This window comes from Candidatus Pelagibacter sp. PS_37 (assembly GCF_059417825.1).
Genome location: NZ_CM182067.1, coordinates 250,404 through 275,054, shown reverse-complemented (window position 1 = coordinate 275,054; position 24,651 = coordinate 250,404). Strand labels below are relative to the sequence as shown.

Below are 24,651 nucleotides of genomic sequence, written 5' to 3'. Positions count from 1 at the left end.
ATGCTTATTAATTGGCACTACAATAAAAATGAGATCTATTTAAAAATATTAATATTTGAACCGATTGGAGAATAGCAATCAATAAGTTCGCTCTTTTTAAAATTTGACTGACCATGTTTAAATAGGCCCCAAATATTAGACTCTACAAAAGATTTTATTCTAAAAGATTCCTGACCTTTGAGTACCTTGATTTCTAAATTTCCATTATGAGTTGTAGTAAGCCTTGCTTTTATAAATCTAGTAAAATTTTTTTTCTTAAAGAAAGAATTTTTTAACTTAGCTTTAAAAGGTTTTTCCTCCTTAACTCCAAGGATATTTAAAATATAGGGATATACAAAAAATCTAAAGCAGGCGGAAGAAGAAATAGGATTACCTGGAAGCCCAAAGAAAGCCTTTTCACTTCCTTTAAATTTAGCAAATAAAATTGGTTTACCCGGTCTAATGGCCACTCCTTTGAAAAAATTTGATAAATTAAATTTTTTTACTACATAGGGGATAAAATCATGTTTACCTGCTGAAACAGCACCTGAGGTAATTATGATATCTATTTTTGATCTAAGATTTTTATCAATTTGTTTTTTAAAAAACTGTTCATCTTTATCTCTCAAAATTCCACCTTCTATATAATTAAACAAAAAATTATTAGATAAAGATTTTATATAATGACTATTTGAATTTCTAACCTTCCAATCAGCAATATCTACATTATTTGAAATTTCATTTCCTGTTGAAAAAAATAAAATATTAAGCTTCTTTTTAACTTTAATGCTTTTAATACCTAATGTTTTAAAGGCTAAGATATGCGATGGCTGAATAATAGTTCCTTTATTAATAACTAATTCCTTTTTTTTATAATCAGATCCTGCATGTCTTATATGTTGATTAGTTTTAATCTTTTCATTTATTACGATAGACTTTTTATTGTTAGTAAACACAATTTTTTCTATGGGAATAATGGTGTCAAAATATTTAGGAATTAGAGCACCCGTCATCACTTCAACAGCTTGAAATTTTTTTACTTTATTTAATTTAGGATTATCACCCGCTGATATTGATTTTAAAATTTTAAATTCTTTAGGATTTTTTTTATTAATCGTAGATGTATCTTTAGAATTAATGGCAAAACCGTCAAATGCAGCATTAGTTCCTGCAGGATAATTCACAGGACAATAAATATCTTGAACATTAATTCTATTTAATGATTTTGATGTGTTTATAACTTCATCTTTAATGTTTATTTTTGATTTTATTAAAATACTTTTTGCTTTTTTGTAATCAATCATTTTTATCAAGATTTAAAATAGTTTGAGCAACATCAAGGTCTTCTTTGGTATTTATATTAAAAAAAGGATCGTAATTTTTTATTTTAATATCAATTGTGCTCACACCAACTTTATTAGCCCATTCCTCAACTTTTCGATAATTATTTATTATTAAATCTTCTTCTAATTTTTCCATTAAATCAATTGACCATAAACCAAAAATATTATGTCTTTTTTTGTTAGATTTAACAAAATATAAACTACTTTTACTTTGTTCAATTCTTGCTTTGTATTCTTCAATAATAATTGGATCAAAAAATGGAGTATCAGATGGAAAAGTTGCAATCCATTTGTATGATTTTTTATTTTCTTTTACCCACTTCATGGAACTTAGCACTCCTGCTAAAGGTCCTAGATCATTAAAACAATCTGGAATTACTGTGGTATTTTTTGCTTCTTCTATCTTCAATGGATTACTTGAGACAATCAATATTTCTTCAAATTTATTGCTAATTTTGAACAAAACATGCTCTAGCAATGTTTTGGATCCAAGTTTTACGCAATTTTTATCTTGCCCAAATCTTTTTGATTTTCCACCTGCTAGTACAACAGCTAAAATATTGTTATCATTCATAAATCAAAATATAAAACATTAATCTCTTAATTAAAGAATTATAATGGACCTAAGAATTCTCGAAATTGCATCTAATACGGCAAATCACAAAATAGTTAAAAATCATACCCATCACTCAAAAAATAAAAACCCCTTGTGTGGTGATGAAATGGAAATCAGATTAATTGTGAAAAATGATAAAATTAAGGATATGGGTTACCAGTGTCGTTCATGTGTATATTGTCAGGCATCAGTTAGTATGCTGTCTCAAAAGATTATTGATCAAAATATAAGTGATATTAAGTCTCTTATTATTTCAATTGAAGGTTTGTTTAATGAAACAGATATTAAAATTGAAAAAAAATGGAATGATTTCAAAGAAATTATGAATAAAGATAATATCTCAAGAAAAGAATGTCTTTTATTACCGTTTAAAACAATATCGAAGGCATTGAAGTTTTAATCATGATTAACATTACTAAAGATAAACTTTTAAAAGCATCTATCGCAGGAGTTTTATCAACTATTACTATTGGGTTTCTTACACTGCTTACATATAAAACTACAATGGGGTTATTTTTGGCAGCCTCTTTTGGTTCTTCAATGGTATTACTATACGGATTTCCTGAAAGCCCATTCGCTCAACCTAAAAATATATTCTTTGGTCATTTCTTAACTGCACTAATAGGAATTTTGTTTGTAAACTATGTTGATTTACCAATATTTATAAATATTGCCTTAGCAGTTGGTTTCGGTATTTTTTTTATGATTGTGTTAGATGTTGTTCATCCACCAGCAGGTGGAAACCCTATTATGGTCATCATTGGAGGTGTTTCATTTGAATATTTAATAAATCCTATTATTTTTGGTTGTCTAATAATTTTAATTTTTGGAATAATCTTAAATAAATTTCTTTTAAAAAAGAACTACCCCTTAAGTTAATTAAATGAATTCAAAATATAAAATACAAAAATATAAGTCTAATAATTTAAATAATGTAGAAGATTTAATCTCTATTGAAGAGCCTTTAGAAATTTCAATTAAATTTAAAACTAAAGAAACTTGGATACAAAATATAATCTCTATAACAATGAGAACACCAGGTAATGATGAAGACCTAGTTAGAGGTTTTCTTTTTAATGAAAAGATTATTGAAAAAAATGAATATATTGAGAAAATTGAGAGTGTTGGAGAATATGTAGGTGAATATAAACTTCAAAATAAAATTGTTGTCACATTAAACAATTCTGAAAACATTGATATCGATAAGATTAAAAGAAATTTTTTAACAAATTCATCTTGCGGTGTTTGTGGTAAAACCTCTTTAGATTCATTAGAGATTATCAAAAAAGATAAGGTCTTAAAATCTTTACCTAAAATCTCTAAAGAAATAATTATCAAATCTCCTTCTGTGCTAAGGGATAATCAATCAGAGTTTTCTAAGACAGGTGGCATTCATGCTAGTGGCCTATTTACAAGCGATGGTGGAATAGTGTGTGTAAAAGAGGATGTTGGTCGACATAATGCTCTTGATAAATTAATTGGTTATTCATTAAATAAGGGATTATTAACCCCCTCTTCCCAATTTATAACGTGCTCTGGAAGACTAAATTTTGAGCTAGTTCAAAAGGTTTTAATGACCAATATTGGTATTCTAATTGGAGTTGGTGCGCCAACAAGTCTAGCGATCGATTTAGCTAATAAGTTTGACATTACATTGATAGGTTTTGTAAAAGAAGATAGTTTTAATATTTATAGTAACGAAGACAGAGTGATAATTAAAGGTTAATAAGTGTCAAAAAATATAAGTAATTTATCCGGCAGAATAGGTTTAAAGAATAATCTGTTTGAAAAAATATCTGAACGATCTTTAAAATCAAATAATGCTGATGGTATTAAGGAAATTGCAAAAGAATATAACATGGGTGTCTCAACTATTCATGGTGCAGAAAGTTTTTATGAATTTTTAAGACCCTCTCATAGAGAAAAAAAAGCTTTTGTTTGCAATGGAAGTGCTTGCATGTGTGCTGGTACTCAAGAGCCGCTTAAAAAAAAATTACAAGAAAAATTAGGTGACGATAAAGTTGGTGAAATGTTTTGCCTTGGTCACTGCTATGAAAATAATGCTTTTCATTATGATGGCGAGAATTATGCCGGAAATGATATCAATAAGATTGATCAAATAATTAAAGGTGAAGATATAGTTCAAGAAAAATTCTTTTCTAAAAGTTATGCCTCAACTAGTTTTTTAATGGATGACAAACTTTCTAATTTAGATCAATTTAAGGAACTGTTAAAAAAATTTATTGCAACTGACAAACAAGAGATAACTAAATCCCTTCTAGACTCTAATTTAACTGGCAGAGGTGGTGCTGGTTTTCCTACTGGTATGAAATGGGATTTTTGTAGAAAAGCTCCTTCTGAAAAAAAATATGTTATATGCAATGCCGATGAAGGTGACTCAGGTGCTTTCTCTGATAGATATTTATTAGAAGATCAACCATTAAAAGTTTTATTTGGAATGGTTATTTGTGGTTATGTTATTGGTAGTGATGAAGGTGTTTTATATATAAGAGGAGAGTACCCAAAATCTATAGAAGCAATAAATGGAGCAATTAATTCTTTAAAAAAAGCAGGCTTACTTGGTGAAAATATTTTAGGAACTAAATTTTCTTTTGATTTAAATATTTGTATTGGTCAAGGTGCTTATATTTGTGGAGAAGAAACAGCATTGATTGCATCAATTGAAGGAAGAAGAGCTGAAGTAGATGTAAGACCTCCCTTCCCTGTCACTGAAGGTCTTTACAAGAAACCAACAGTTGTAAATAATGTTGAAACATTAGCTGCAGCTACGGGTATACTTATCAATGGAGCTGATAAGTTTTCTGCAATTGGAAATAAAAAATCTGCTGGAACCAAATTAGTTTGCTTTGATAGTTTTTTCAATAATCCAGGTGTTTATGAAGTTGAAATGGGAACACCAATGAAAAAAGTTTTAAATGATATTGGTGGTGGTTTTAAAGAACCCATTAAAGCATTACAAATTGGAGGTCCATTAGGAGGTGTAATTCCTATTACCGAGATTGAAAAATTAAATTTAGATTTTCAAGAATTTACTGCTGCAGGTTTTATGTTAGGACACGCAAGTATAGTAAGTATTCCAAAAGACTTTCCTATGATTGAATATATCCATCATTTATTTGAGTTTTCTGCCGAAGAATCATGTGGAAAATGCTTTCCTGGAAGACTTGGTTCTTACAGAGGTAAGGAAATGTTTGATCAAGCAAAAAATAAAACTGCTAAGATTCCATTAAAATTACTAAATGAGCTGCTTGTAACTATGCAAAAAGGCTGTTTATGTGCTTTGTGTGGAGCAATTCCTACTCCCATCATGAATATATTAAAATATTTTGGTGATGAAATGAAGGATGATATGGTGAAGGATAATTAATGAGCTCAGAAAAAAGAAAAATCGCCTACATAGATGGAAAGCCATATGAAATTGGCCCAAACCATACGTCTGTTTTAAATTTTGTAAAAAGTTATTTGGGTGAAAAAAAAGTTCCAACTCTTTGTGATGATCCAAATTTAGCCCCTTATGGTGCTTGTAGAGTTTGTTCTGTAGAGGTGGCTCTTGTAAAAGATGGTCCAACTAAAGTTGTAGCATCATGCCATACACCAGTTGGTGAAAACCAATACATTTTTACAAATAATGAAAATTTAACGGCTTTAAGAAAAAATATTGTCGAACTAGTTTTAACTGACCACCCAATGGAATGTGGAACTTGTGAAGTAAATAATAATTGTGAACTACAAGATGTTGCAAATGATTTAGGCATATCAGATCATAGATATAACAGTCCAAAGCAACACAAGGGCATTACTAAAGATACATCTCACGATTATATGAGAATGAATTTAGATAACTGTATTAACTGTGGAAGATGTGTTCGTGCTTGTGACGAAATTCAAGGATCTTTTGTTTTAACAATGAGTGGTAGAGGATTTGAATCTAAAATCACAACTGACAACGATGCATTGTTTGGAGATTCGTCTTGCGTATCTTGTGGTGCTTGTGCACACACATGTCCAACAGATGCTATCTCTGATGTTTACCAATCAAAATCTGTTGCAGTAGATAAAAAAGTTAGAACAACTTGCTCTTACTGTGGTGTTGGATGTAATTTAGAAGCATCAATTAAAGATAATAAAGTTGTTGCAATATCTACGCCTAAAGAATCTGAAGTTAATGCAGGTCACACTTGTATTAAAGGAAGATATGCATTTGGATTTTACGATCATCCAGATAGGTTAAAAACTCCTCTAATTAAAAGAAATGGAAAATTTGAAGAAGCATCATGGGATGAAGCATATGACTTTATTAAAAAAGAATTAAATAGAATTACAAAAGAAAGTGGTCCTGATGCTGTAGCTGGAATTTCTTCTGCAAGATGTACTAATGAAGAAAATTATGTATTTCAAAAAATGATTAGAGCTGCAATTGGAACTAATAATATTGATTGTTGTGCAAGAATTTGTCACTCACCAACAGCTTGGGGAATGCAACAAACTTTTGGAACTGGTGCTGCAACTAATTCTACAGAAGATATTTATCACGCAGATTTATTTATGGTTATAGGAGCAAATCCTACAAATGCTCACCCAGTTACCGGAGCAAAAATTAAACAACAAGTAATGAAAGGAAAAAAACTAATAGTTTTAGATCCAATTACTACTGAGCTTGCTAAACTTGCTGATTATCATATTAAACTTAGACCAGGAACAAATGTGGCTGTTTTAAATATGATGTTACATTTTATATTAAAAGCAAACCTTTATGATAAAGATTTTGTTAGAGATAGAACTGAAGGTTTTGCGAATTTCATTAAAGAAATTGAGAGACAAGATATGAATCATCTAGCGAAAGTCGCTGGTGTTGATAAACAGTTAGTTAAAGAAGCAGCAATTGCTTATGCGACAGCTAAAAACTCTATGGAATTCCATGGTTTAGGAGTTACTGAACAAGAACAAGGGTCTAAGACGGTGATGTTAATTGCTGATCTTGCAATGATTACTGGAAATATTGGTAGAAAAGGTGTTGGAGTTAACCCATTAAGAGGACAAAATAATGTCCAAGGTGCAGCTGACATGGGTTGTCAACCTCATCAAGGTGCAGGTTATTTTGAAGTAGCTGATGAAAAAGTTCAAAATTTCTACACTGAAAAATATGGGGTGGTTCACCCAACCAAAGCAGGATTAAAAATTCCAGAAATGTTTGATGGTGCTATTAATAAAGAAGTTAAAGCAGTCTGGATTATTGGAGAAGATATTGTTCAAACAGATCCAAATAGTGCACATGTGGTTCAGGCAATGAACTCGTTAGAATTATTAGTTGTTCAAGAAATTTTTATGAGTGAAACAGCAAAACTTGCAACAGTAGTATTACCTGGAACAACTTTCTTAGAAAAAAATGGAACCTTTACTAATACCGAAAGAAGAATTCAAAGAGTTAATCGAGCTGTTCCTCCATTACCTGGTACTAAAACTGATGGAACAATTGTAACAGACATGATGCAAAAATTAGGCTTTGACCAACCTGAATATGACGCTGATCAAGTTCTAGCAGAAATAGCAGATGTTGTTCCATTCTTTAAAGGTGTAACAAGAGAAAGACTTGGTAAAATGGGATTACAGTGGCCAGTTCAAGAAGATGGAACAGACACTCAAATTTTACACCAAGAAACTTTCAAACTTGGAAAAGGACGTCTTAAAAACTTTGATTGGAAAGAGTCTACAGAAATTGAAACTAATAAAAAAGAATATCCATTAATTTTAACAACTAGTAGAGTTCTGCAACATTACAATGCTGCAACAATGACAAGACGTACAAGTAACATCAATATAGTTTCTGAAGACTTATTATTAGTTCACCCAAATGATGCTAACAAAAGAGAGTTAAATACAGGTGACATAGCAAGACTTTATTCTGGACGAGGAGAAGTTGCTCTAAAAGTAGAGGTTACAGATAAAGTTAAAGAAGGCATAGTATTCACAACATTCCATTTTCCAGAACATATGGTCAATATGGTAACCGGTCATGGTAAAGATGAAGAAACAATGTGTGCAGAATATAAAGTGTCAGCAGTTGAAGTTCAAAAAATCTCAAACCAATTTAAAACTGAAATCAAGCCAAAAGAAAATCAAGCAGAAGTTAACTAATCGATAAAATGACAATTGGTTGGCATTTTGACAATAGTTATTCAAGATTACCAAAAACATTCAAAGAAAATATCAACCCTGTTGCAGTAAATGCACCAGAAATATTAATATTAAATAAAGATCTGGCAAATAAATTAGATCTAGATTTTTCAGATGTTAATGATGATGATTTATCAAAAATTTTTTCAGGAAATATATTGCCTGAAGGGTCTAACTCTATAGCGCAAGCTTATGCTGGTCACCAATTTGGTCATTTTACAATGCTTGGTGATGGAAGAGCTGTTTTAATCGGCGAACACCTGACCAAAAACAATGAACGATTTGATATACAATTCAAAGGTTCTGGTAGAACTCCATTCTCACGAAGTGGTGACGGTAGGGCTGTTTTAGGCCCAATGTTGAGAGAATATATAATAAGTGAAGCAATGCATTCTTTAAAAATACCTACTACTAGAAGTTTAGCAGTAGTTAAAACTGGCGAAGATGTGGTTAGGGAACAAATTTCACAAGGTGCAATTCTTACAAGGGTGGCCTTAGGCCATCTAAGAGTTGGAACATTTCAATACATTGCTGCAAAACAAAATATTAATGATTTAGAAATTTTGATTAATTACACAATTGAAAAGTACTACCCCAATATAAAATCATCAAAGAATAAAACATTAGACTTATTAAATGTTTTAATCGAAAAACAAACCCAACTTGTAATTGACTGGATGCGTGTCGGTTTTATTCATGGAGTTATGAATACTGACAATATGTCTATCTCTGGTGAAACAATAGATTATGGTCCTTGTGCATTTATGGATACTTATGATCCTAAAACAGTTTTTAGTTCAATAGATCAATTAGGTAGATATGCTTATGATAATCAACCAAAAATTACCAAATGGAATTTAACAAGGTTTGCTGAATGTCTCATTCCTCTTATTAGTAAAAACGAAGATGAAGCGATTAAATTAGCTACAGAAGCTTTAGATAAATTTGAACAAAATTATGAAACAAAATGGTTAAATATGATGAGAGATAAACTTGGATTATATGGTGAAGATAAAGAAGATAAAAATTTAATTATGGAATTATTAAATTGGATGTATGAAAATAAAGCAGATTATACAAATACTTTTATTTTTTTGATGGATAAAACAATTAAAAATTCTGAAGTTTATGATAATGCGGACTTTGATTTGTGGAAAACTAAATGGATGAAAAGATTAGTAATGTTTGGTAACACTCATGATAAATCTATGGAATTAATGAATTCATCTAATCCAATGATAATACCTCGTAATCATAAAGTTGAAGAAGCTTTAATGTTAGCTAATAATGGTGATTTAACCTTGTTTAATAAATTAACAAAAATATTACAAAATCCATATCAGGTTAATAAAGATGATTTAGAATTTATGTCTCCTGCTCCACATGGTCATGTGAAGTATCAAACTTTTTGTGGAACTTAATTTTTTATAAAACGTAAGGCTCTGGTCTAGCATTATTATCAAGAACTCTTTCAACAGAAAAATCACTAATATCAATCGTTTGATAAGATCCTGTAGAAATTAATTCAGTTAATGCTCTTCCTATTCCAGGAGCTTGCATTAATCCTCTGCCTGTAAATCCTGAAGCCATATATACATTTTCATATTTAGGGTGTTTGCCAACTACGGCATTGTTGTCTAATTTATTGCAATCATAATAACCAGCCCATCCACCGGTTAATTTTAATTCTTCAAAAGCAGGAATTCTTTGTGCTAATGCAGGCCATACTAATTCTTCAAAATCATTCCAAGCTGGTTCTAGATCAGTAGCATCAAATACTGAATTAGGTGAACCTGCTAAATACTCTCTACCCTCAGGTCTCCAGTAAACGCCCGTTGTTAAATCTCCTGTTAATGGCATTTCTTTAATATATTTAGGACATTTAACTCTAAAAACTGTGTGTTTTTGTGGAACTACCGGAATATCTTTTAATAATTCTTTAGTCCAACATCCTGCTGCCGATATAATTGTTTTAGCTTTGATATCAGAAATATTTTTTACTTCGCCTTTAATAAATTCAGCGCCTAATTCAATTGCCTTACTTTTTAAGGCGCTATGAAACATGAAAGGATCAATCCATCCCTCACTTTGGTTGTCAGTATAAGTTGCTGTTTCAATACCTTCACTATTTATATAAGGAAATATTTTTGATAGTTCAGAACCTTTGATATTTTTAGTTCCAGCTTCACAAGCTTCATGATTTTTTAAGGCTTCATATTGTTCCTCAGCATGCTCTGGACCAAACATTAACAAGTATCCATTTGTAACCATGCTTGCTGTAGGATTTGGATTTTTTTCAGTTTTAAGTAATTCTGGTATTTGAAAAATAAATTCTCTAGCAAACTTTCCAAGTAATATGTTTTCTTTTTGAAAAAACTGTCTTCTAAATCCACCAAGGGACAATGGAAATGAAGCTGTTTTATAAGTTGGGTCTCTTTCTATAACTTTTACTTTTCTACCTTCTTTAGATAAAAAATAAGCTGTAGCAGTTCCAATTATTCCACCACCTACTATTACTACATCATCCATAATTTATTTTAATTTAATATGATTAAACTTATATTAAGAAGTAAAGCAAAGAGACACCAAAGTAAATAAGGAATCATTAAATAATAACTATACAAGTTGACACGCTTAAATCTAATTATGAGAATAATTATCAATAAGATTAAAATTACTAATACAATCATAGCTAAAACTATTTTATTAAAAACAAAAAAAACTATACTCCAAGTTGTATTAAAAATTAAATGAATGAAATAAAGGTAAATAGTGTTCATGTCTCTATTTTTACTATGCCAAAATTTCCAGATAGCAATTGTCATAAAAAAATAGAGTGTTGTCCAAACTGGTGCAAAAATCCAATCTGGTGGATTAAATGAAGGTTTGATGATTAAAGAATACCAAGGCTCTTTAAAACCTACAGTAGCTAAACCTCCTATTGCAGATGCAGAAAAAGTTACAAGAGCAAACAATAAAAAAGATAAGAATTTGTTTTTTAACATATTTCTATTATACAATAGAATATGGAAGATAAAAAAGTTATTTGGATAACAGGTGCAAGTAGTGGAATTGGTAAGGCTCTTGCAATCAAATTTGCAGAAAATGGGTGGATGGTTGCTGCATCTGCAAGACGTGAAAATTTATTAAATGAACTTAAAAAAATTAATCAAAATATATTTCCTTTTCCCCTGGATGTTACTGAAGTCGATGCATGTAAATTAGTCGCAAAAGACATAATCAAACAATTTAATAATATTGATATCTGTGTGTTCGGTACTGGCATGCATGATCCAAAATCAGAGAAAAAATTTAATTTAGACAAGATAAGAGAAATAATGGAAGTTAATTTTTTTGGAACCATGAATTCAATTAATTCAATCTATGATTATTTTTCTGAGAAAAAAAATGGCCAAATATCTATAATTTCTTCAGTTGCGGGCTATAGAGGATTACCTGCAGCTGGTGCATATTGTGCTTCAAAATCAGCACTTACTAGCTTTGCTGAAAGCTTAAACTTTGATATGAGAATGAAGAATGTGCGTGTTTCGTTAATCAGCCCCGGTTTCATAAAAACGCCTATGACTGATCAAAATGATTTTCCAATGCCCATGATCAAAACTCCAGAATTTGCTGCAGATGAAATTTATAAAGGATTAGTAATCAAAAAAGGTTTTGAAATACATTTCCCCAAAGCCTTTACCTATTTTTTAAAATTCCTTCAAATGCTACCTAGTAGTTTATATTTTAAACTAGTTGCTAGAGGTATGAAGAAGATTGATTATTAATTTTTTTTAAAGAAAACTGTCAATTCACCAACTTTAAATCCAAACTTTGTAAGTGTAGCTCGATTAATTGCAACATCTTCATCCTGTTTAAAAATCCAATCATCAAAAGAAACTTTAATATTCTTTCCTTTAAATGGGACCATTAAATCGTACTCAAATTTAAAAGCTGATCCATATTGATAACCTTTAGCTGTACCCACGACATCGGGTGCCGTTCCTTCGTAATAATTTTGATCAATCTTTTTGATTTTCCATATACGATTTTGTTTTTCTCCGTCTGTCCAATAAAAATCTTCTTTAAGAGTTAAAATATCTCCCTCAAAACTACCTGTCATATCAGCTTTAAACTGTCTAGTAACTTTACCACTACGGTCTTGTAGTAGACCCCATGCTTTAACCGGACCATTAAAATATTGCTCTATAGTCATAGTTGGTTCAGTGTTTTTAAAATCTGTCGGTTTCATAGAGTTATTGTTTATACAACTTGCTGTAAAGAATAAAGCAAATATTAATACTGTTAATCTAATTATCTTTAAGTTTATCATGTAGCTCCTATAGTTATTTATTTTGTAGTGAAAATTGAATTAAGTCTATGTTTTTTGATTTAAAACCAGCTTCACAATATGAAAGGTAAAATTCCCACATTTTTTTAAATTTTAAATCAAAGCCTTGTTTTTTAATTAAGTCCCATTTTTTATTAAATATTTCTCTCCAAATAATCAAAGTCTCGGAGTAATGATTGGCATATGAATTATACTCACCAAATTTTAATCCATTTTTATCAACATAATTTTGTAGTTCACTTTTTGAGGGTAAAAAACCACCTGGGAAAATATATTGTTGTATAAAATCTTTTTTATTTTTATATCTATTAAATAAACTATCATCGATAGTTATGGCTTGAATGCCCACGGTACCCGAGGGTGTTAGATTATTTTTAATCGTATTAAAATAACTGTCTAAATAGTTTTGACCTACAGCCTCAATCATTTCTATTGATGCAATATGATCATATTTATCCTTTAAATCTCTATAATCTTTAATTTGAATATTTACTTTTTCATTAAGTCCACATCGATGAATTCTCTCTTTAGCAAATTCATATTGTTTTTTGGAAATAGTAATACAATCTAATTTAACATCATAATTAGTACCTAAATACTCAGCAAAACCACCCCAACCACAACCAATTTCTAAAATTTTATTACCACTTGAGGGTCTTATAAGATCAATTAGTTTTTGATATTTATTGTTCTGAGCTTCAAAAAGTTCTTGTTTGGGGCTTTCAAATATAGCACTGGAATAGGTTAAAGTTTTATCAAGCCATAATGAAAAAAAATCATTTCCTAAATCATAATGTTTGGCAATATTTTCTTTACTTCTATTTTTAGTATTTTTTATAATTTTATTTTTAATAAAATTGATAAAAGGCAAATCGAAGATTCCAGAAAATTTATAAATAGTTTTTATATTCTTTGCTGTTAACTCAATCAAATCAGAAAGATTATTTGTTATAAAAAGATCTTTCATATAAGACTCTCCCAAACCAATACTTCCACTTTTAATCAAATTATAATTTAGGCTTTCATCTTTAATTTCTAAAAAAACTTTTAAATTTTCATCAGGGTTGCCAAACTTTAAAACTTCACCATTTACTTTTTTAATTTCAAGAAAACCATGCTTAATATTTTTTAATGCACTAAACACAATCAAATCTGAAATTTTGTAAATTAACATTAGTTTTCGATAGTAATATTATTCTTAATATTTAATTTTTTTTTTATAAATTTAATTCCTTTTGTCCATAATTTAAATGCCTCATAATGTATCGCTATAATGATTTTGAATGTCATTAATGGATGTTTTAAATAAGATTTAAGTAGGTTTCTATTGGTCAATTCACTTTTAATACCATCTTGTGAAGCATATAATACTTTGCCAACTGGATCATTTAGATCAATTATTACAGATATTTTATTACCAGGTTTCAATAGTCTAAAAAAATAAATACAATTCATTTCTATAAATGGAGATACATGAAATTTCTTCTTACACATATGTTGAATCAGATTTTGGTCTTTTTTAGTTTTAAAAACATAAACATGTTGCTCGCCAAATGTGTTTTTTACTTCATATAAAATAGATATTAGATCAAAATTTTTGTCGTAGACATAAAAAACACTTAATGGATTAAATACATATCCAAATATTCTTGGGTAACATAAAAGTTTAATATGAACATCGTTAGTTTCAATATTATTTTTTCTAAGATTATCTAAAACCCATTCCTTAAGAGAGCTCCCATCTCTTGCTCCATGGTCTTTATCAAAGAAACTAATAATATTTAGTTTATTGTATGAAAATATCTTTAAAGTTTTGTGTAGTAAATCTATTTCCGATAAATCTATAAGAAGTGAAAATACATTGTAATTAAAACTATGAATTTTGGGCTTAAATCTTTTATGAATTACATTTCCTGTATAAATATAAGAATTTTTAATCATTAAGTGTTTTTAGCATATCAATAGAGGACTTTATTCCATCCTCGTGAAAACCATAACCAAAATAACTACCACAAAATAAAATATGTTTTTTATTTTGAATTTTATGCAGGTTACTTTGATTGGTTAATGCTTCTGTATCGTAATAAGGGTGAGTAAATGCTACTTTTTTAAATATCTTATCATTTGGAATTTCTTTAAATGGATTAATTGTTAAAAAAATATTTCTATCTATCTTTAAATTTTGTAACTGATTTATCCAATATGTTACAGCTGTCTTTTCATTATTATTTGAGTCCATTGAAGAATTCCAAGCACACCATGCTTTTTTATTTTTAGGCATAACACTTTCATCAAAATGTATTACTGCAGTGTTTGCTCTATATTTAAATTTTCTTAATATTGACTTCTCGTCTAGTGTTGGATTATCAATTATCTTTAATGCTTCGTCTGCATGAGTTGCTATTACAACTTTATCATATTCAAAGAACTCATTTTCCTCCCCATAAAAAATTTTAGCACCTAAATCATTTCTAGTGATTTTATTTATATTGTAATTCTTAAAATGTTCTCCACTAACTTGGCCTATTATCTTATCGACATAAGTTTTGCTTCGATTTGTAACCGTAAACCATTGAGGTCTATCTTTAATTTTAAACAGTCCATGATTCTTGAAAAAGCTTAGAAAAAAAGATAATGGCATTTGTTTTGCTTCATATGGAGGCATCGACCATATAGCAGATACCATTGGTATAATATGATAATTAATAAAATATTCTGAAATTTTTATTTCTGTTAAATACTCCCCTAATGTTATCGAACTAATTTTTTTAATTTCTATTTTTTCACAGTTTTTATAAAAACTTAAAATTTCAAAAAACATTTTTAAGAATTTTGGATTAAATAAATTTTTTTTATTAGAAAAAATTCCACCTAATCCTTTTCCACAATATTCTAATCCACTATTTTCTACAGTAACAGAAAATGACATATCACTTTTTTCAATCTCTATTTTATTTTCTAAAAAAAAATTAATTAAATTTGGATATGTTTGCTTATTAAAAACCATAAATCCAATATCTATTGGAATTTCTTTGTTAGGGTTGTAAGCAACCTTTATTGTATTTGCGTGACCCCCAAATTGATTTTCTTTTTCAAATAAATCAACTTTATGTTTTTTAGATAGGTAATAAGCAGCACTTAATCCTGATATACCAGCACCTACTACAGCAATTTTCATCTTAGTAAATATCTAAGCAGCTGTGTCTTCGTACTCTTCCATAGATGGACATGTGCAAAACAAGTTTTTATCTCCATAAACATTATCTACTCTACCAACTGGAGGCCAATATTTATTTGTTCTTAAAAACTCTGAAGGATAAGCGGCCTCTTCTCTTTCATACTTATGATCCCACTTATTGGATGTTAATTCAACGTGAGTATGTGGCGCATTCTTCAATGGGTTGTCAGTCTTGTCATATTCACCCGACTGAATTTTATCTATTTCTTGTTTTATTTTTATAAGAGTAGAACAAAATTTATCAATTTCACTCAAACTTTCACTTTCTGTAGGTTCAATCATCATTGTACCAGCAACAGGCCAAGACATTGTTGGAGCATGGTAGCCAAAATCAATCAATCGCTTTGCAATATCTTCTTCAGTGATCCCTGTTTCACTTTTTATCGTTCTAATATCAATGATACATTCATGAGCTACATTGCCACTTTTACCCTTATATAAAATTGGAAAAGAGTCTTTTAATTTGTGGGCAATATAATTTGCATTTAGTATTGCAACTTGTGATGCTTTTCTTAGGCCTTCAGAACCCATCATCTTTATATACATCCATGAAATCGATAAGATACTTGAGCTACCCCAAGGAGCTGCAGATACCGCTCCCATTCCAGTCACTGGACCACAATCTTTTATCACAGAATGTTTTGGCAAAAATATTTCTAAATGTTTTTTACACGCTATTGGTCCCATACCAGGTCCACCACCGCCATGAGGTATACAAAATGTTTTATGCAAATTTATATGACAAACATCTGGTCCAAAATTTCCTGGTTTAGCAATACCTACTAATGCATTTAAGTTAGCTCCATCCATGTAAACTTGCCCACCATGATTATGAATTAACTCACATATGTCAGTTATTTTCTCTTCAAATACACCATGTGTTGATGGATAAGTGACCATAAGGGCAGCTAAATTTTCTGAATGTTCTTCAGCTTTATTTTTTAAATCTTCATAGTCTACGTTTCCATATTGATCACATTTAACAACAACTACTTTCATACCAACCATTTGAGCACTAGCCGGGTTTGTGCCATGCGCTGAACTTGGAATTAAACAAACATTACGATTCGTTTCACCATTTTTTTCATGAAATTTACGTATTACCATTAGACCAGCAAACTCTCCTTGAGCACCAGCATTTGGTTGCAATGAAACTCCAGAAAATCCTGTAATTGATCTCAACCAGTTTTTTAAATCTGTAAATAATTCTCTATAACCATCCATTTGCTCTACAGGAGAAAAAGGATGTGGCTGTGAAAATTCTTTCCAGGTAACTGGTATCATTTCTGCAACTGCATTAAGTTTCATAGTGCACGAGCCTAAGGCAATCATAGATTTATTTAAAGCAATGTCAGAATCTTCTAATTTTTTTAAATATCTAAGCATTTCTGTTTCCGAATGATAACTATTAAAAACTGGATGATCTAAATAAGTTGAAGTTCTTAATAGGTTTTTTGGAATATTAGATAAACTTTCATTCATAGACTCTTTAATTGTTTCTGAACAATTAAAGATTTTTAGTAACTGATTTGCTCTATAAAGATTTTTTCTCTCATCAAAAGATACTGCTAACATTTCAGAATTCACTTTTCTGATGTTTACTCCTTGATCTAAAGCATTTTTGTATATCTTCTCTGTTTTATCTAGAGTTTTTATTGTAACCGTATCAAAAAATTCATTTGAATAAAGTTCATAACCAGATTGCTTTAATTTATCTGCAAAATTTTTAGTTAATTGAGAGACACTTTCTGCAATTTTTTTAATTCCTTGTGGACCATGATAGACCGCATAAGCTGCAGAAACTATTGCTAAAAGTGCCTGTGCAGTACAAATATTACTTGTAGCTTTGTCTCTTCTTATATGTTGCTCTCTTGTTTGAAGGGCAAGTCTATATGCTTTTTTCCCATGTCTATCTACTGACACACCTACTATTCTGCCTGGCATTGATCTTTTATATTCATCTTTTGTAGCAAAAAATGCAGCATGGGGACCACCATAACCCATTGGAATTCCGAAACGTTGTGAGCTACCTACAGCAATATCGGCACCTAACTCAGCAGGTGTTTTTAGTTTAGCAAGTGCTAACAAATCACATGCTAAAACTGCTTTTCCATTAAATTTATGTATTTTACTAATAGCCTCACTTGGGTCTTTAATATCTCCAAGGGTTCCTGGATATTGAATGATACCACATATAATATCTTCTTTAATATCTTTATCTTCGTCACCAACTATTATTTCTAGGCCTAAAGGTTCAGCTCTTGTTTTAATCACATCAATTGTTTGAGGATGACAATTTTTTGAAACAAAAACTTTTTTAGATTCAGACTTAGATATTCTATAACTCAATCCCATAGCTTCCGCTGCAGCTGTTCCTTCATCTAAAAGAGAGGCATTAGCAATATCCATTCCAGTAAAGTCAATTATCATTTGTTGAAAATTTAATAACATTTCCAATCTGCCTTGTGCTACTTCTGGCTGATAAGGGGTATAAGAAGTATACCATCCTGGATTTTCTAAAATATTTCTAAGTATTACATAGGGAGTATAAGTTCCATAATAACCCATTCCTATAAAGCTAGAATAAATCTTATTTTTTTTAGAAATATCTTTTAATTTTCTAAGTGCTTTATATTCAGAATTTGGATCACCAATATCCAAATCATCTTTAAGAAGAATTTTTTCTGGTACAGTATCTTTTATTAAATCATCAAGATTTTGGTATCCCAACTCTTTAAGCATAACTTTTTGTTCATCAATAGATGGACCTATATGTCTTTGTATAAAATCTTTTTGAGCATTCTTTAACATTTAACTACCACTTTCTTTTGAAAATTTTTCGTATTCTTCTTTATTCATTAATGAATCCATTTCAGACTTATCAGTAATTTTTAATTTAAAAAACCATGCTTCATTTTCTGGATCAGAATTAACTTTTGCAGGATCGTCAACAATGGCTTGGTTATTTTCGATAATTTCTCCAGATACAGGAGTATAAATATCACTTGCAGCCTTTGTAGATTCTACAACTCCAGCATTGCCATCTTTAACTACAGAAGATCCTATTTCTGGTAACTCTACGAAAACTATATCTCCTAGCATTTCGGTTGCATGTTGTGTAATTCCTACAACAGCAGTGTCTCCATCTAACTTTATCCACTCGTGTTCTTTAGAATATTTTACTTCACTCATTTACTAGCTCCTTTCACATAACTTTTTTTATAAAATGGCAAATTACTTATAATTGCCGGATATTTTTTTCCTCTCACTTCTAAAAAAACCTTAGTATCAATTTTAGAAAATGAATTTTCTACATAACCCATTGCAACTGGGGCCTGAACGCTGGGTCCAAAAGTTCCACTTGTAATTTCCCCAATATTTTTATCATCCTCACTAAATATTGAAGTTTTTTCACGGGCTATAATTCTTCCTTCTGGCTTAATACCTACGCGGATTTTGCTTACTCCTTTCTCGATTTGAGATTTAATTTTTTCACATCCAATAAACCCGCCCTCAAGAATTCTATTTTTTGATATCGCCCATTTTAAATTTGCTTCTACTGGGCTTTTATTAATATCCATGTCATGACCATACAAACAAAGTCCCGCCTCTAGTCTCAAGGTATCTCTGGCACCTAATCCAATTAAATTAGCCCCTTCATCTATGAGTTTTTGCACAAACGCTTCTGCGTTCTCATTTTTGATCGATATCTCAAATCCATCTTCACCGGTATAGCCTGATCTTGTGATATAAATATCCTCTTTAAGATAATTAAACGTATCACCATTCATAAATTTCAGATCTGACACTCCGTTGATTATCTTTTCTAGTATTTGGACTGCTTTAGGACCTTGAATTGCTATAAGCGATAGCTCTTCACTTAAAATCATTTCATACTTATCTTCTAACAATTTAGTTAAAAGTTTAAAATCTGTATTCTTACAAGCAGCATTTAATACAATGTTAAAACCACCTTCAACTTTTGTGATAATTAAATCATCATAAATTCCTGCTTCATCATTCATTAAAAAACTATATTTTGATTGATTTAATTTAGCCTTACTCAATTCAGCTGGAAAAATTTTTTCAAGATCTTTTGCCAACTTATCATCTCCTTTAATGAATAACTGACCCATATGGGACACATCAAAAATACCTGCATTTTCTCTTGTACTTTTGTGTTCCTCAATAATTCCTTTAGAATATTGAATTGGCATTTGATACCCAGCAAATGGAACAAACTTAGCTCCATGCTTTTGATGTAAACTGTAAAGTGCGGTTTTTAAAATATCCATATTAACTTACTGTACCCATCTGTATGTTTGCCTGAGAGTTTTATTCCGTCGGCGAGAACTTAATCTCTTTCCAGAGTTAATATGTTACGGTCCTTTTGCCTGAGAGATTCCTGGGTGGTTGCTCCTTCGGCGCTACGATTGTTTGTAGTCTCTCCCGTATATAAGAATAATCTACCAGATATGTAACAGAGTCAATTAATAATTTTTTCTTTTTTATTTGAAAAAAGTAGTGAGTAAAATTGCAATAATACAGCAAAAAGAATTACTCCACCTCCAATTAAAGTAAATAAAGAAGGTCGTTCAGCTGCAAATAAAAAGGCCCACATTGGTCCCAACACAGATTCGGATAACATGATTATACCAACCATTGCAGATGGTGTGCTACGTGCACCCATAGTTATAAATATAAAACCAAATCCTACTTGGAAAAAACCTGCTGTAAAACCTAAAAATATATCATGTGAAGAAATCATAAGCTTCTCAGATAATAAAAATCCAATAAAGCATGAACTCACACCAGCTATAAATTGAGCTGGCACCATGTCAACTGTAGGAAATTTTCTAACAATTATAATTAAGACTGCAAATGTAATTGGCATGCTAAAAGCCGCTAAGTTTCCAGACATCTCTCCTGGTGATAAAGAATTACCTACCATTAATAGGACACCCGTAATTGCTAAAATAATTGAAGCTAAAGTAATAGATGAAATTGTTTCTTTTAAAAATAAATAACCAAATATTGCTAAAAAGAGTATTTGCGTCGAAATAATAAAATTAGTATTGGCAACAGTTGTATTATACATCGCAAAGACGTACCCACAAAAACCAAATGATAAAATAACTCCACCAATAAGTCCTGGTAAACCTGAATCGTAAAACGCTTTAAATAATTTTTTTTTATAAGTAATTATTAAAAAAAGTAAGACTGTAAGCGAAAAAAATAAAGATCTCCAAAATAATATTTGCCATAATGTTGATCCTTCAAATGATTTAACAATTAAGCCTCCAAAGCTTAAGCAGCAAGCTCCCATAAAAACTAATATAGGACCTGGAATTTTATTAATTACATTCATTTAAATATTTATTTGTATCTTCTGTGTATGCTTTAAATATATTCTGAGCTTCTTCAAGACTTACTTCCTTAAAATTTATAATAGTGCCTGGTGTTAATTGACCTACTCGATCTAAGTCTGCTGAAATAACAACACCTATTTTGGGATATCCACCTATAGTTCCGTGATCAGACAACATTACAATAGGGTTTCCATCAGCAGGTACTTGTATTACTCCTTTTACAAGACCTTCAGATTTTATATTAGAGCTAACGATGTTTTCTAACTTAGGACCACTTAGTCTAATACCCATTCTATCTGCTAATTTTGTAACTGAAAATTCTTTGTTAAAAAAATTATTTTGAGCCTCTGTTGAAAAATAATCAAAATTGGTACCTTTAATAACTCTAATTATATTATCTGGAACTTCTTTATAATTAATTTCTATTTCTTCAATTTTTTTAAAATCTGAATTTTTTATAAAAATTTTATCTTTTATAGAATATTTTTTTCCATTATTTGGACCAACATTTGCCTTGGTATTTATAGAATAACTATTCCAAGTTTTGTTCAATTCTAAACCCCCACTAATTGATAAATATCCATAAGCAGTATTTTTTGTTGATATTAAATCAATTTGATCTTCGTCTTCTAAAATATAGTTTTTATAACAAACACCATTTTCAATGTTTGAATTTTTTCTAATTATCTTGAAAAGCACATCCCCAGTAACACTAAGATTAATTTTCCCATTTTTTAATTTTAGAAGTGGACCCTGATAAGCAAATTCAATAACAGCTTCATCTAAATTATTACCAACTAACTTATTGCTTAGTTTATAATTTCTTTGATCAATTGCCCCACTTACAGTAATACCCACATAATACATGTGATTTCTTCCTCTATCCTGAATGGTTGTGTTAACTCCTGATCTTATAATTTCAAAATATGAATTACTCATTCCAGTCTAGATACTCCTCCTTAGAAATTTGATAAAAGATCACTTTGTTACCTGGTTTAATTAAGGTTGGATCTAATAAATTTGATTTATCAAAAACCTTTTTTGGCGTGTTTCCAATAATATTCCAGCCACCAGGGCTTTCAAAAGTGTAAATATTTGTAAATTGTTCGGTTATGGCCACAGAACCTTTTGGAACTTTTACTCTTGGTGTTTCCAATCTATCGCATCTGATACCTTTATTAATATCTCCTAGAAAAGGCATACCAGCAATAAATCCTGTCATGTAGCAAAAATATTCTTTACCAAAATATAGTTCTAATATTTTATCTTTATCTATATTCAATTTTTTAGTTAGCCTCAAAAAATCTAGTCCATACTCATCATCACAACAAACTGGTATTCTAATTTTTTGATTATTATCTTTAATATCTCTACTAATAGTTAAACCTTCTATAAAATTTTTGATTTTTTTATAGTTGGTTATAGATAAATCAAAATTAATGATTAATTTATTATAAGAGGGTGTTAAATTAATTATTCCTTCAATTTTTTTATCTTTTATTAATTTTGATGTATGGTGAAAATAATCTATGACATTTGCATTTATTTTTTCATTAACCTCTGAGCCAAAATCACAATATACTGCCGCATCACCAAGATTTGATATATTTTTAACCATGCCATGTTATACTAGAGAGTAAAGAGTATGGAAATTAATATCAATTGTGATTTAGGAGAAAAATCTAAGTTTCATTCTATCGAGAATGATCCAGAATTACTCAATATTGTAAATTCTGCCAACATTGCATGTGGTTACCATGCAGGTGATGAACAAACAATGGAGATGGTTATTCAAATTTCAAAAAGAAATGGTGTTAGCTTGGGTGCCCATCCATCATTTAAAGATCCTGAAAACTTTGGAAGAAAAAGAATGAATTTAAGTTCCTTAGAAATAAAAAAACTAATTTTCGATCAATATGAAATATTACAAAAAATTGCTCAGAAATATAATGAAAATGTTACTCATATTAAACCCCATGGAGCTCTTAATAATATGGCTTGTGAAGACCTGGAATTAGCCACAACTCTAGCTGTGGCCATTAAAGAGATTAATAAAGATATTATTTATCTGGTACCAACGGGTTCACAAATGGAAGTTGCTGCTAAGAAAAATAATTTGAGAATAGCTTGTGAAATTTTTGCAGATAGAAATTATGAAGATAATGGAAACTTAATTTCTAGAAGTAAACCAAATGCTTTAATCACTGACCCTGAATTAGCAAAGAAACATGTGTTGAACATGGTTAAAAATCAGGCAATAAATTGTCTCAGTGGTAAACAGATACCTTGTGAGATTGACTCGGTTTGTATACATGGTGATAATGAAAGCTCATTGGCAACTGCAAAATCTATTAAAGATAATTTAGTTAATAATGGGTTAATATTGAAACCTTTAAACAAAATGGAAAAATTTAATTAAAAATGAAAAAACTTATTTATACTTTACTAATAATTATAGCTCTTACTAATAATTCAATTTCAGCTGGTGATAGTAATACTACTGCTAAAGCTTCAGACTACACAAAAGCAAAAAATTTAATTAACTCAGCTAAGAAATATGAAAAAAAAGGAAAAATTGACAAAGCACAAGAAAGATATGCTAAAGCACAGAAACTTCTTTTAAAATCTAATGATGAAAAACCACTGCAGGCAGATACTTTAAATTATTTAGGTTTTACTACTAGAAAACTTGGAGATTATGAAAAAGGTGAGAAATTTTACCTACTAGGTCTAGAAATTGAACCTAATCATAATGGAATAAATGAGTACCTTGGTGAGCTTTATGTGGTTACAAACCGAATAGATATGGCTAAAGAAAGATTAGAAGTTTTAAAAACTTGTAATTGTGAAGAATATGAGGAGCTAAAAGAAATTATCGACGGTTCAAAGAAGTCTAAATATTAAAACATTGAATTAAAATAATTATTTAATATTATAAAAAAATCTTGATCGAAGAATTCATAATTTTAACTCAAATCATCTTTATTGATATCATCTTAGCAGCTGATAATGCTATTATCATTGGATTAATTGCTGCTAACTTTGTACCAAAAAATAGAAAGCAAATAATTCTCTGGGGTGTAGCTGGAGCTTTAGTTTTTAAAATTATTTTTGCTCTTTTTGCTACTTACTTATTTGAATTTTATTATATTAAAATTTTAGGTGGACTACTTCTAATTTGGATTGTTAATGATTTAAGGAAAGATTTAGTTGAAATGAAGAATAAGATTAAATCACCAGTAAAAAAATCAACAGAACCTTCATTTGTAAAAAGTATTTATAAAGTTTTATTTGCAGATATTACAATAAGTTTTGATAACGTTATTGGGGTAGTTGGTGCTGCAAAAGGTCATTTTGGTTTCATGATATTTGGTCTTGTTTTATCTGTAGTATTAACTGGAGCATTAGCTACTTATTTAGCTAATTATATTCAAAAAAACTTATGGATAGCCTATGTAGGGTTAGGTTTTATTTTAATTGTAGCTCTTCAACTAATAATTGGTGGTTTAAATGATTATGGCGTCTTATCAATTAACGAAACATTCAAACAATATTTTTAA

General features: G+C 29.9%; 24 protein-coding genes and 1 riboswitch. Of the genes, 10 read left to right on the top strand and 14 right to left on the bottom strand.

Going from position 1 to position 24,651, the window contains the following annotated elements:
- Positions 1-35: 35 nt before the first annotated feature.
- Both AC5SL9_RS01440 and AC5SL9_RS01435 read right to left on the bottom strand, forming a co-directional pair.
- Entirely contained in the window at positions 36-1,283 is a 1,248-nt protein-coding gene (locus AC5SL9_RS01440) for a molybdopterin molybdotransferase MoeA (protein ID WP_494574206.1), read from the bottom strand.
- Positions 1,276-1,896 carry a molybdenum cofactor guanylyltransferase gene (locus tag AC5SL9_RS01435; RefSeq protein ID WP_027306676.1) on the bottom strand — a complete coding sequence of 207 codons (621 nt, stop codon included), beginning with the start codon at positions 1,894-1,896 and terminating at the stop codon, positions 1,276-1,278. The genes AC5SL9_RS01440 and AC5SL9_RS01435 overlap by 8 nt, the downstream gene beginning before the upstream one ends.
- 43 nt (positions 1,897-1,939) lie before the next feature.
- On the opposite strand from AC5SL9_RS01435, the gene AC5SL9_RS01430 reads away from it, so the two are divergent.
- From AC5SL9_RS01430 to AC5SL9_RS01405, 6 genes are read left to right on the top strand one after another with little or no spacing between them, the layout of a single operon-like run.
- Positions 1,940-2,338 (top strand): iron-sulfur cluster assembly scaffold protein, encoded by a 399-nt coding sequence (locus tag AC5SL9_RS01430; protein ID WP_006997229.1) that lies wholly within the window; start codon positions 1,940-1,942, stop codon positions 2,336-2,338.
- A 2-nt stretch (positions 2,339-2,340) separates the two neighbouring features.
- Positions 2,341-2,817, top strand: a complete 477-nt coding sequence (locus tag AC5SL9_RS01425) for an HPP family protein (protein WP_271626525.1) — start codon at positions 2,341-2,343, stop codon at positions 2,815-2,817.
- A 4-nt stretch (positions 2,818-2,821) separates the two neighbouring features.
- Positions 2,822-3,664 carry a formate dehydrogenase accessory sulfurtransferase FdhD gene (gene fdhD / locus AC5SL9_RS01420; protein ID WP_271615945.1) on the top strand — a complete coding sequence of 281 codons (843 nt, stop codon included), beginning with the start codon at positions 2,822-2,824 and terminating at the stop codon, positions 3,662-3,664.
- Between the two features lie 3 nt (positions 3,665-3,667).
- Positions 3,668-5,326 (top strand): NADH-ubiquinone oxidoreductase-F iron-sulfur binding region domain-containing protein, encoded by a 1,659-nt coding sequence (locus tag AC5SL9_RS01415; RefSeq protein WP_018413938.1) that lies wholly within the window; start codon positions 3,668-3,670, stop codon positions 5,324-5,326.
- The gene (fdhF, locus tag AC5SL9_RS01410) at positions 5,326-8,094 is read left to right on the top strand and encodes a formate dehydrogenase subunit alpha (protein WP_494574205.1); all 2,769 of its coding nucleotides are present in this window, start codon (positions 5,326-5,328) and stop codon (positions 8,092-8,094) included. Before AC5SL9_RS01415 ends, fdhF begins: the two co-directional genes overlap by 1 nt.
- Before the next feature lie 8 nt (positions 8,095-8,102).
- On the top strand, positions 8,103-9,554 hold the full coding sequence (locus AC5SL9_RS01405; RefSeq protein ID WP_494574204.1) for a protein adenylyltransferase SelO: 1,452 nt from the start codon (positions 8,103-8,105) through the stop codon (positions 9,552-9,554).
- Positions 9,555-9,558: 4 nt separating this feature from the next.
- Here AC5SL9_RS01405 and AC5SL9_RS01400 read toward each other — a convergent pair whose 3' ends face one another.
- On the bottom strand, positions 9,559-10,662 hold the full coding sequence (locus tag AC5SL9_RS01400) for an NAD(P)/FAD-dependent oxidoreductase (RefSeq protein WP_494574203.1): 1,104 nt from the start codon (positions 10,660-10,662) through the stop codon (positions 9,559-9,561).
- An 8-nt stretch (positions 10,663-10,670) separates the two neighbouring features.
- Complete coding sequence (locus tag AC5SL9_RS01395; RefSeq protein ID WP_494574202.1) at positions 10,671-11,138, bottom strand: TspO/MBR family protein; 468 nt, start codon at positions 11,136-11,138, stop codon at positions 10,671-10,673.
- 21 nt (positions 11,139-11,159) lie between these two features.
- Between AC5SL9_RS01395 and AC5SL9_RS01390 the strand changes: the two genes are divergently transcribed.
- Positions 11,160-11,921 (top strand): SDR family NAD(P)-dependent oxidoreductase, encoded by a 762-nt coding sequence (locus AC5SL9_RS01390; RefSeq protein ID WP_494574201.1) that lies wholly within the window; start codon positions 11,160-11,162, stop codon positions 11,919-11,921.
- Here AC5SL9_RS01390 and AC5SL9_RS01385 read toward each other — a convergent pair.
- The 10 genes from AC5SL9_RS01385 to AC5SL9_RS01340 form a co-directional block, all read right to left on the bottom strand.
- Complete coding sequence (locus AC5SL9_RS01385; RefSeq protein ID WP_018413933.1) at positions 11,918-12,466, bottom strand: DUF3833 domain-containing protein; 549 nt, start codon at positions 12,464-12,466, stop codon at positions 11,918-11,920. The two genes, AC5SL9_RS01390 and AC5SL9_RS01385, sit on opposite strands and share 4 nt — an antisense overlap.
- Before the next feature lie 13 nt (positions 12,467-12,479).
- On the bottom strand, positions 12,480-13,658 hold the full coding sequence (locus tag AC5SL9_RS01380; protein ID WP_020169185.1) for an SAM-dependent methyltransferase: 1,179 nt from the start codon (positions 13,656-13,658) through the stop codon (positions 12,480-12,482).
- The gene (locus AC5SL9_RS01375) at positions 13,658-14,425 is read right to left on the bottom strand and encodes a DUF1365 domain-containing protein (RefSeq protein WP_271479803.1); all 768 of its coding nucleotides are present in this window, start codon (positions 14,423-14,425) and stop codon (positions 13,658-13,660) included. Before AC5SL9_RS01375 ends, AC5SL9_RS01380 begins: the two co-directional genes overlap by 1 nt.
- Positions 14,418-15,662: an NAD(P)/FAD-dependent oxidoreductase gene (locus AC5SL9_RS01370; RefSeq protein WP_271564715.1), complete on the bottom strand. Its 1,245-nt coding sequence runs from the start codon at positions 15,660-15,662 to the stop codon at positions 14,418-14,420. The genes AC5SL9_RS01375 and AC5SL9_RS01370 overlap by 8 nt, the downstream gene beginning before the upstream one ends.
- 12 nt (positions 15,663-15,674) lie before the next feature.
- Positions 15,675-18,533, bottom strand: coding sequence for an aminomethyl-transferring glycine dehydrogenase (gcvP, locus tag AC5SL9_RS01365; protein WP_494574200.1), 2,859 nt, complete (start codon positions 18,531-18,533; stop codon positions 15,675-15,677).
- The gene (gcvH, locus tag AC5SL9_RS01360; protein WP_006997244.1) at positions 18,534-18,914 is read right to left on the bottom strand and encodes a glycine cleavage system protein GcvH; all 381 of its coding nucleotides are present in this window, start codon (positions 18,912-18,914) and stop codon (positions 18,534-18,536) included.
- Positions 18,911-20,017, bottom strand: a complete 1,107-nt coding sequence (gene gcvT, locus AC5SL9_RS01355) for a glycine cleavage system aminomethyltransferase GcvT (RefSeq protein ID WP_271479812.1) — start codon at positions 20,015-20,017, stop codon at positions 18,911-18,913. The genes gcvH and gcvT overlap by 4 nt, the downstream gene beginning before the upstream one ends.
- A 77-nt stretch (positions 20,018-20,094) precedes the next feature.
- Positions 20,095-20,184, bottom strand: a riboswitch (glycine riboswitch).
- A 24-nt stretch (positions 20,185-20,208) separates the two neighbouring features.
- Positions 20,209-21,090 (bottom strand): DMT family transporter, encoded by an 882-nt coding sequence (locus AC5SL9_RS01350; protein WP_011281851.1) that lies wholly within the window; start codon positions 21,088-21,090, stop codon positions 20,209-20,211.
- Positions 21,077-22,030 (bottom strand): 5-oxoprolinase subunit C family protein, encoded by a 954-nt coding sequence (locus tag AC5SL9_RS01345; RefSeq protein WP_494574199.1) that lies wholly within the window; start codon positions 22,028-22,030, stop codon positions 21,077-21,079. Before AC5SL9_RS01345 ends, AC5SL9_RS01350 begins: the two co-directional genes overlap by 14 nt.
- Entirely contained in the window at positions 22,023-22,709 is a 687-nt protein-coding gene (locus tag AC5SL9_RS01340) for a 5-oxoprolinase subunit B family protein (RefSeq protein ID WP_494574198.1), read from the bottom strand. Before AC5SL9_RS01340 ends, AC5SL9_RS01345 begins: the two co-directional genes overlap by 8 nt.
- 27 nt (positions 22,710-22,736) lie before the next feature.
- On the opposite strand from AC5SL9_RS01340, the gene AC5SL9_RS01335 reads away from it, so the two are divergent.
- From AC5SL9_RS01335 to AC5SL9_RS01325, 3 genes are read left to right on the top strand one after another with little or no spacing between them, the layout of a single operon-like run.
- Positions 22,737-23,510 (top strand): 5-oxoprolinase subunit PxpA, encoded by a 774-nt coding sequence (locus AC5SL9_RS01335; RefSeq protein WP_494574197.1) that lies wholly within the window; start codon positions 22,737-22,739, stop codon positions 23,508-23,510.
- Between the two features lie 2 nt (positions 23,511-23,512).
- Positions 23,513-23,995 carry a tetratricopeptide repeat protein gene (locus tag AC5SL9_RS01330; protein ID WP_494574196.1) on the top strand — a complete coding sequence of 161 codons (483 nt, stop codon included), beginning with the start codon at positions 23,513-23,515 and terminating at the stop codon, positions 23,993-23,995.
- Positions 23,996-24,036: 41 nt separating this feature from the next.
- The gene (locus AC5SL9_RS01325; RefSeq protein ID WP_006997251.1) at positions 24,037-24,651 is read left to right on the top strand and encodes a YjbE family putative metal transport protein; all 615 of its coding nucleotides are present in this window, start codon (positions 24,037-24,039) and stop codon (positions 24,649-24,651) included.

Coding starts and splice junctions, on each gene's coding strand:
- AC5SL9_RS01440 (WP_494574206.1), bottom strand. CDS start 1,283: ATGATTGATTACAAAAAAGCAAAAAGTATTTTAATAAAATCAAAAATA.
- AC5SL9_RS01435 (WP_027306676.1), bottom strand. CDS start 1,896: ATGAATGATAACAATATTTTAGCTGTTGTACTAGCAGGTGGAAAATCA.
- AC5SL9_RS01430 (WP_006997229.1), top strand. CDS start 1,940: ATGGACCTAAGAATTCTCGAAATTGCATCTAATACGGCAAATCACAAA.
- AC5SL9_RS01425 (WP_271626525.1), top strand. CDS start 2,341: ATGATTAACATTACTAAAGATAAACTTTTAAAAGCATCTATCGCAGGA.
- fdhD (WP_271615945.1), top strand. CDS start 2,822: ATGAATTCAAAATATAAAATACAAAAATATAAGTCTAATAATTTAAAT.
- fdhF (WP_494574205.1), top strand. CDS start 5,326: ATGAGCTCAGAAAAAAGAAAAATCGCCTACATAGATGGAAAGCCATAT.
- AC5SL9_RS01405 (WP_494574204.1), top strand. CDS start 8,103: ATGACAATTGGTTGGCATTTTGACAATAGTTATTCAAGATTACCAAAA.
- AC5SL9_RS01400 (WP_494574203.1), bottom strand. CDS start 10,662: ATGGATGATGTAGTAATAGTAGGTGGTGGAATAATTGGAACTGCTACA.
- AC5SL9_RS01395 (WP_494574202.1), bottom strand. CDS start 11,138: ATGTTAAAAAACAAATTCTTATCTTTTTTATTGTTTGCTCTTGTAACT.
- AC5SL9_RS01390 (WP_494574201.1), top strand. CDS start 11,160: ATGGAAGATAAAAAAGTTATTTGGATAACAGGTGCAAGTAGTGGAATT.
- AC5SL9_RS01385 (WP_018413933.1), bottom strand. CDS start 12,466: ATGATAAACTTAAAGATAATTAGATTAACAGTATTAATATTTGCTTTA.
- AC5SL9_RS01380 (WP_020169185.1), bottom strand. CDS start 13,658: ATGTTAATTTACAAAATTTCAGATTTGATTGTGTTTAGTGCATTAAAA.
- AC5SL9_RS01375 (WP_271479803.1), bottom strand. CDS start 14,425: ATGATTAAAAATTCTTATATTTATACAGGAAATGTAATTCATAAAAGA.
- AC5SL9_RS01370 (WP_271564715.1), bottom strand. CDS start 15,662: ATGAAAATTGCTGTAGTAGGTGCTGGTATATCAGGATTAAGTGCTGCT.
- gcvP (WP_494574200.1), bottom strand. CDS start 18,533: ATGTTAAAGAATGCTCAAAAAGATTTTATACAAAGACATATAGGTCCA.
- gcvH (WP_006997244.1), bottom strand. CDS start 18,914: ATGAGTGAAGTAAAATATTCTAAAGAACACGAGTGGATAAAGTTAGAT.
- gcvT (WP_271479812.1), bottom strand. CDS start 20,017: ATGGATATTTTAAAAACCGCACTTTACAGTTTACATCAAAAGCATGGA.
- AC5SL9_RS01350 (WP_011281851.1), bottom strand. CDS start 21,090: ATGAATGTAATTAATAAAATTCCAGGTCCTATATTAGTTTTTATGGGA.
- AC5SL9_RS01345 (WP_494574199.1), bottom strand. CDS start 22,030: ATGAGTAATTCATATTTTGAAATTATAAGATCAGGAGTTAACACAACC.
- AC5SL9_RS01340 (WP_494574198.1), bottom strand. CDS start 22,709: ATGGTTAAAAATATATCAAATCTTGGTGATGCGGCAGTATATTGTGAT.
- AC5SL9_RS01335 (WP_494574197.1), top strand. CDS start 22,737: ATGGAAATTAATATCAATTGTGATTTAGGAGAAAAATCTAAGTTTCAT.
- AC5SL9_RS01330 (WP_494574196.1), top strand. CDS start 23,513: ATGAAAAAACTTATTTATACTTTACTAATAATTATAGCTCTTACTAAT.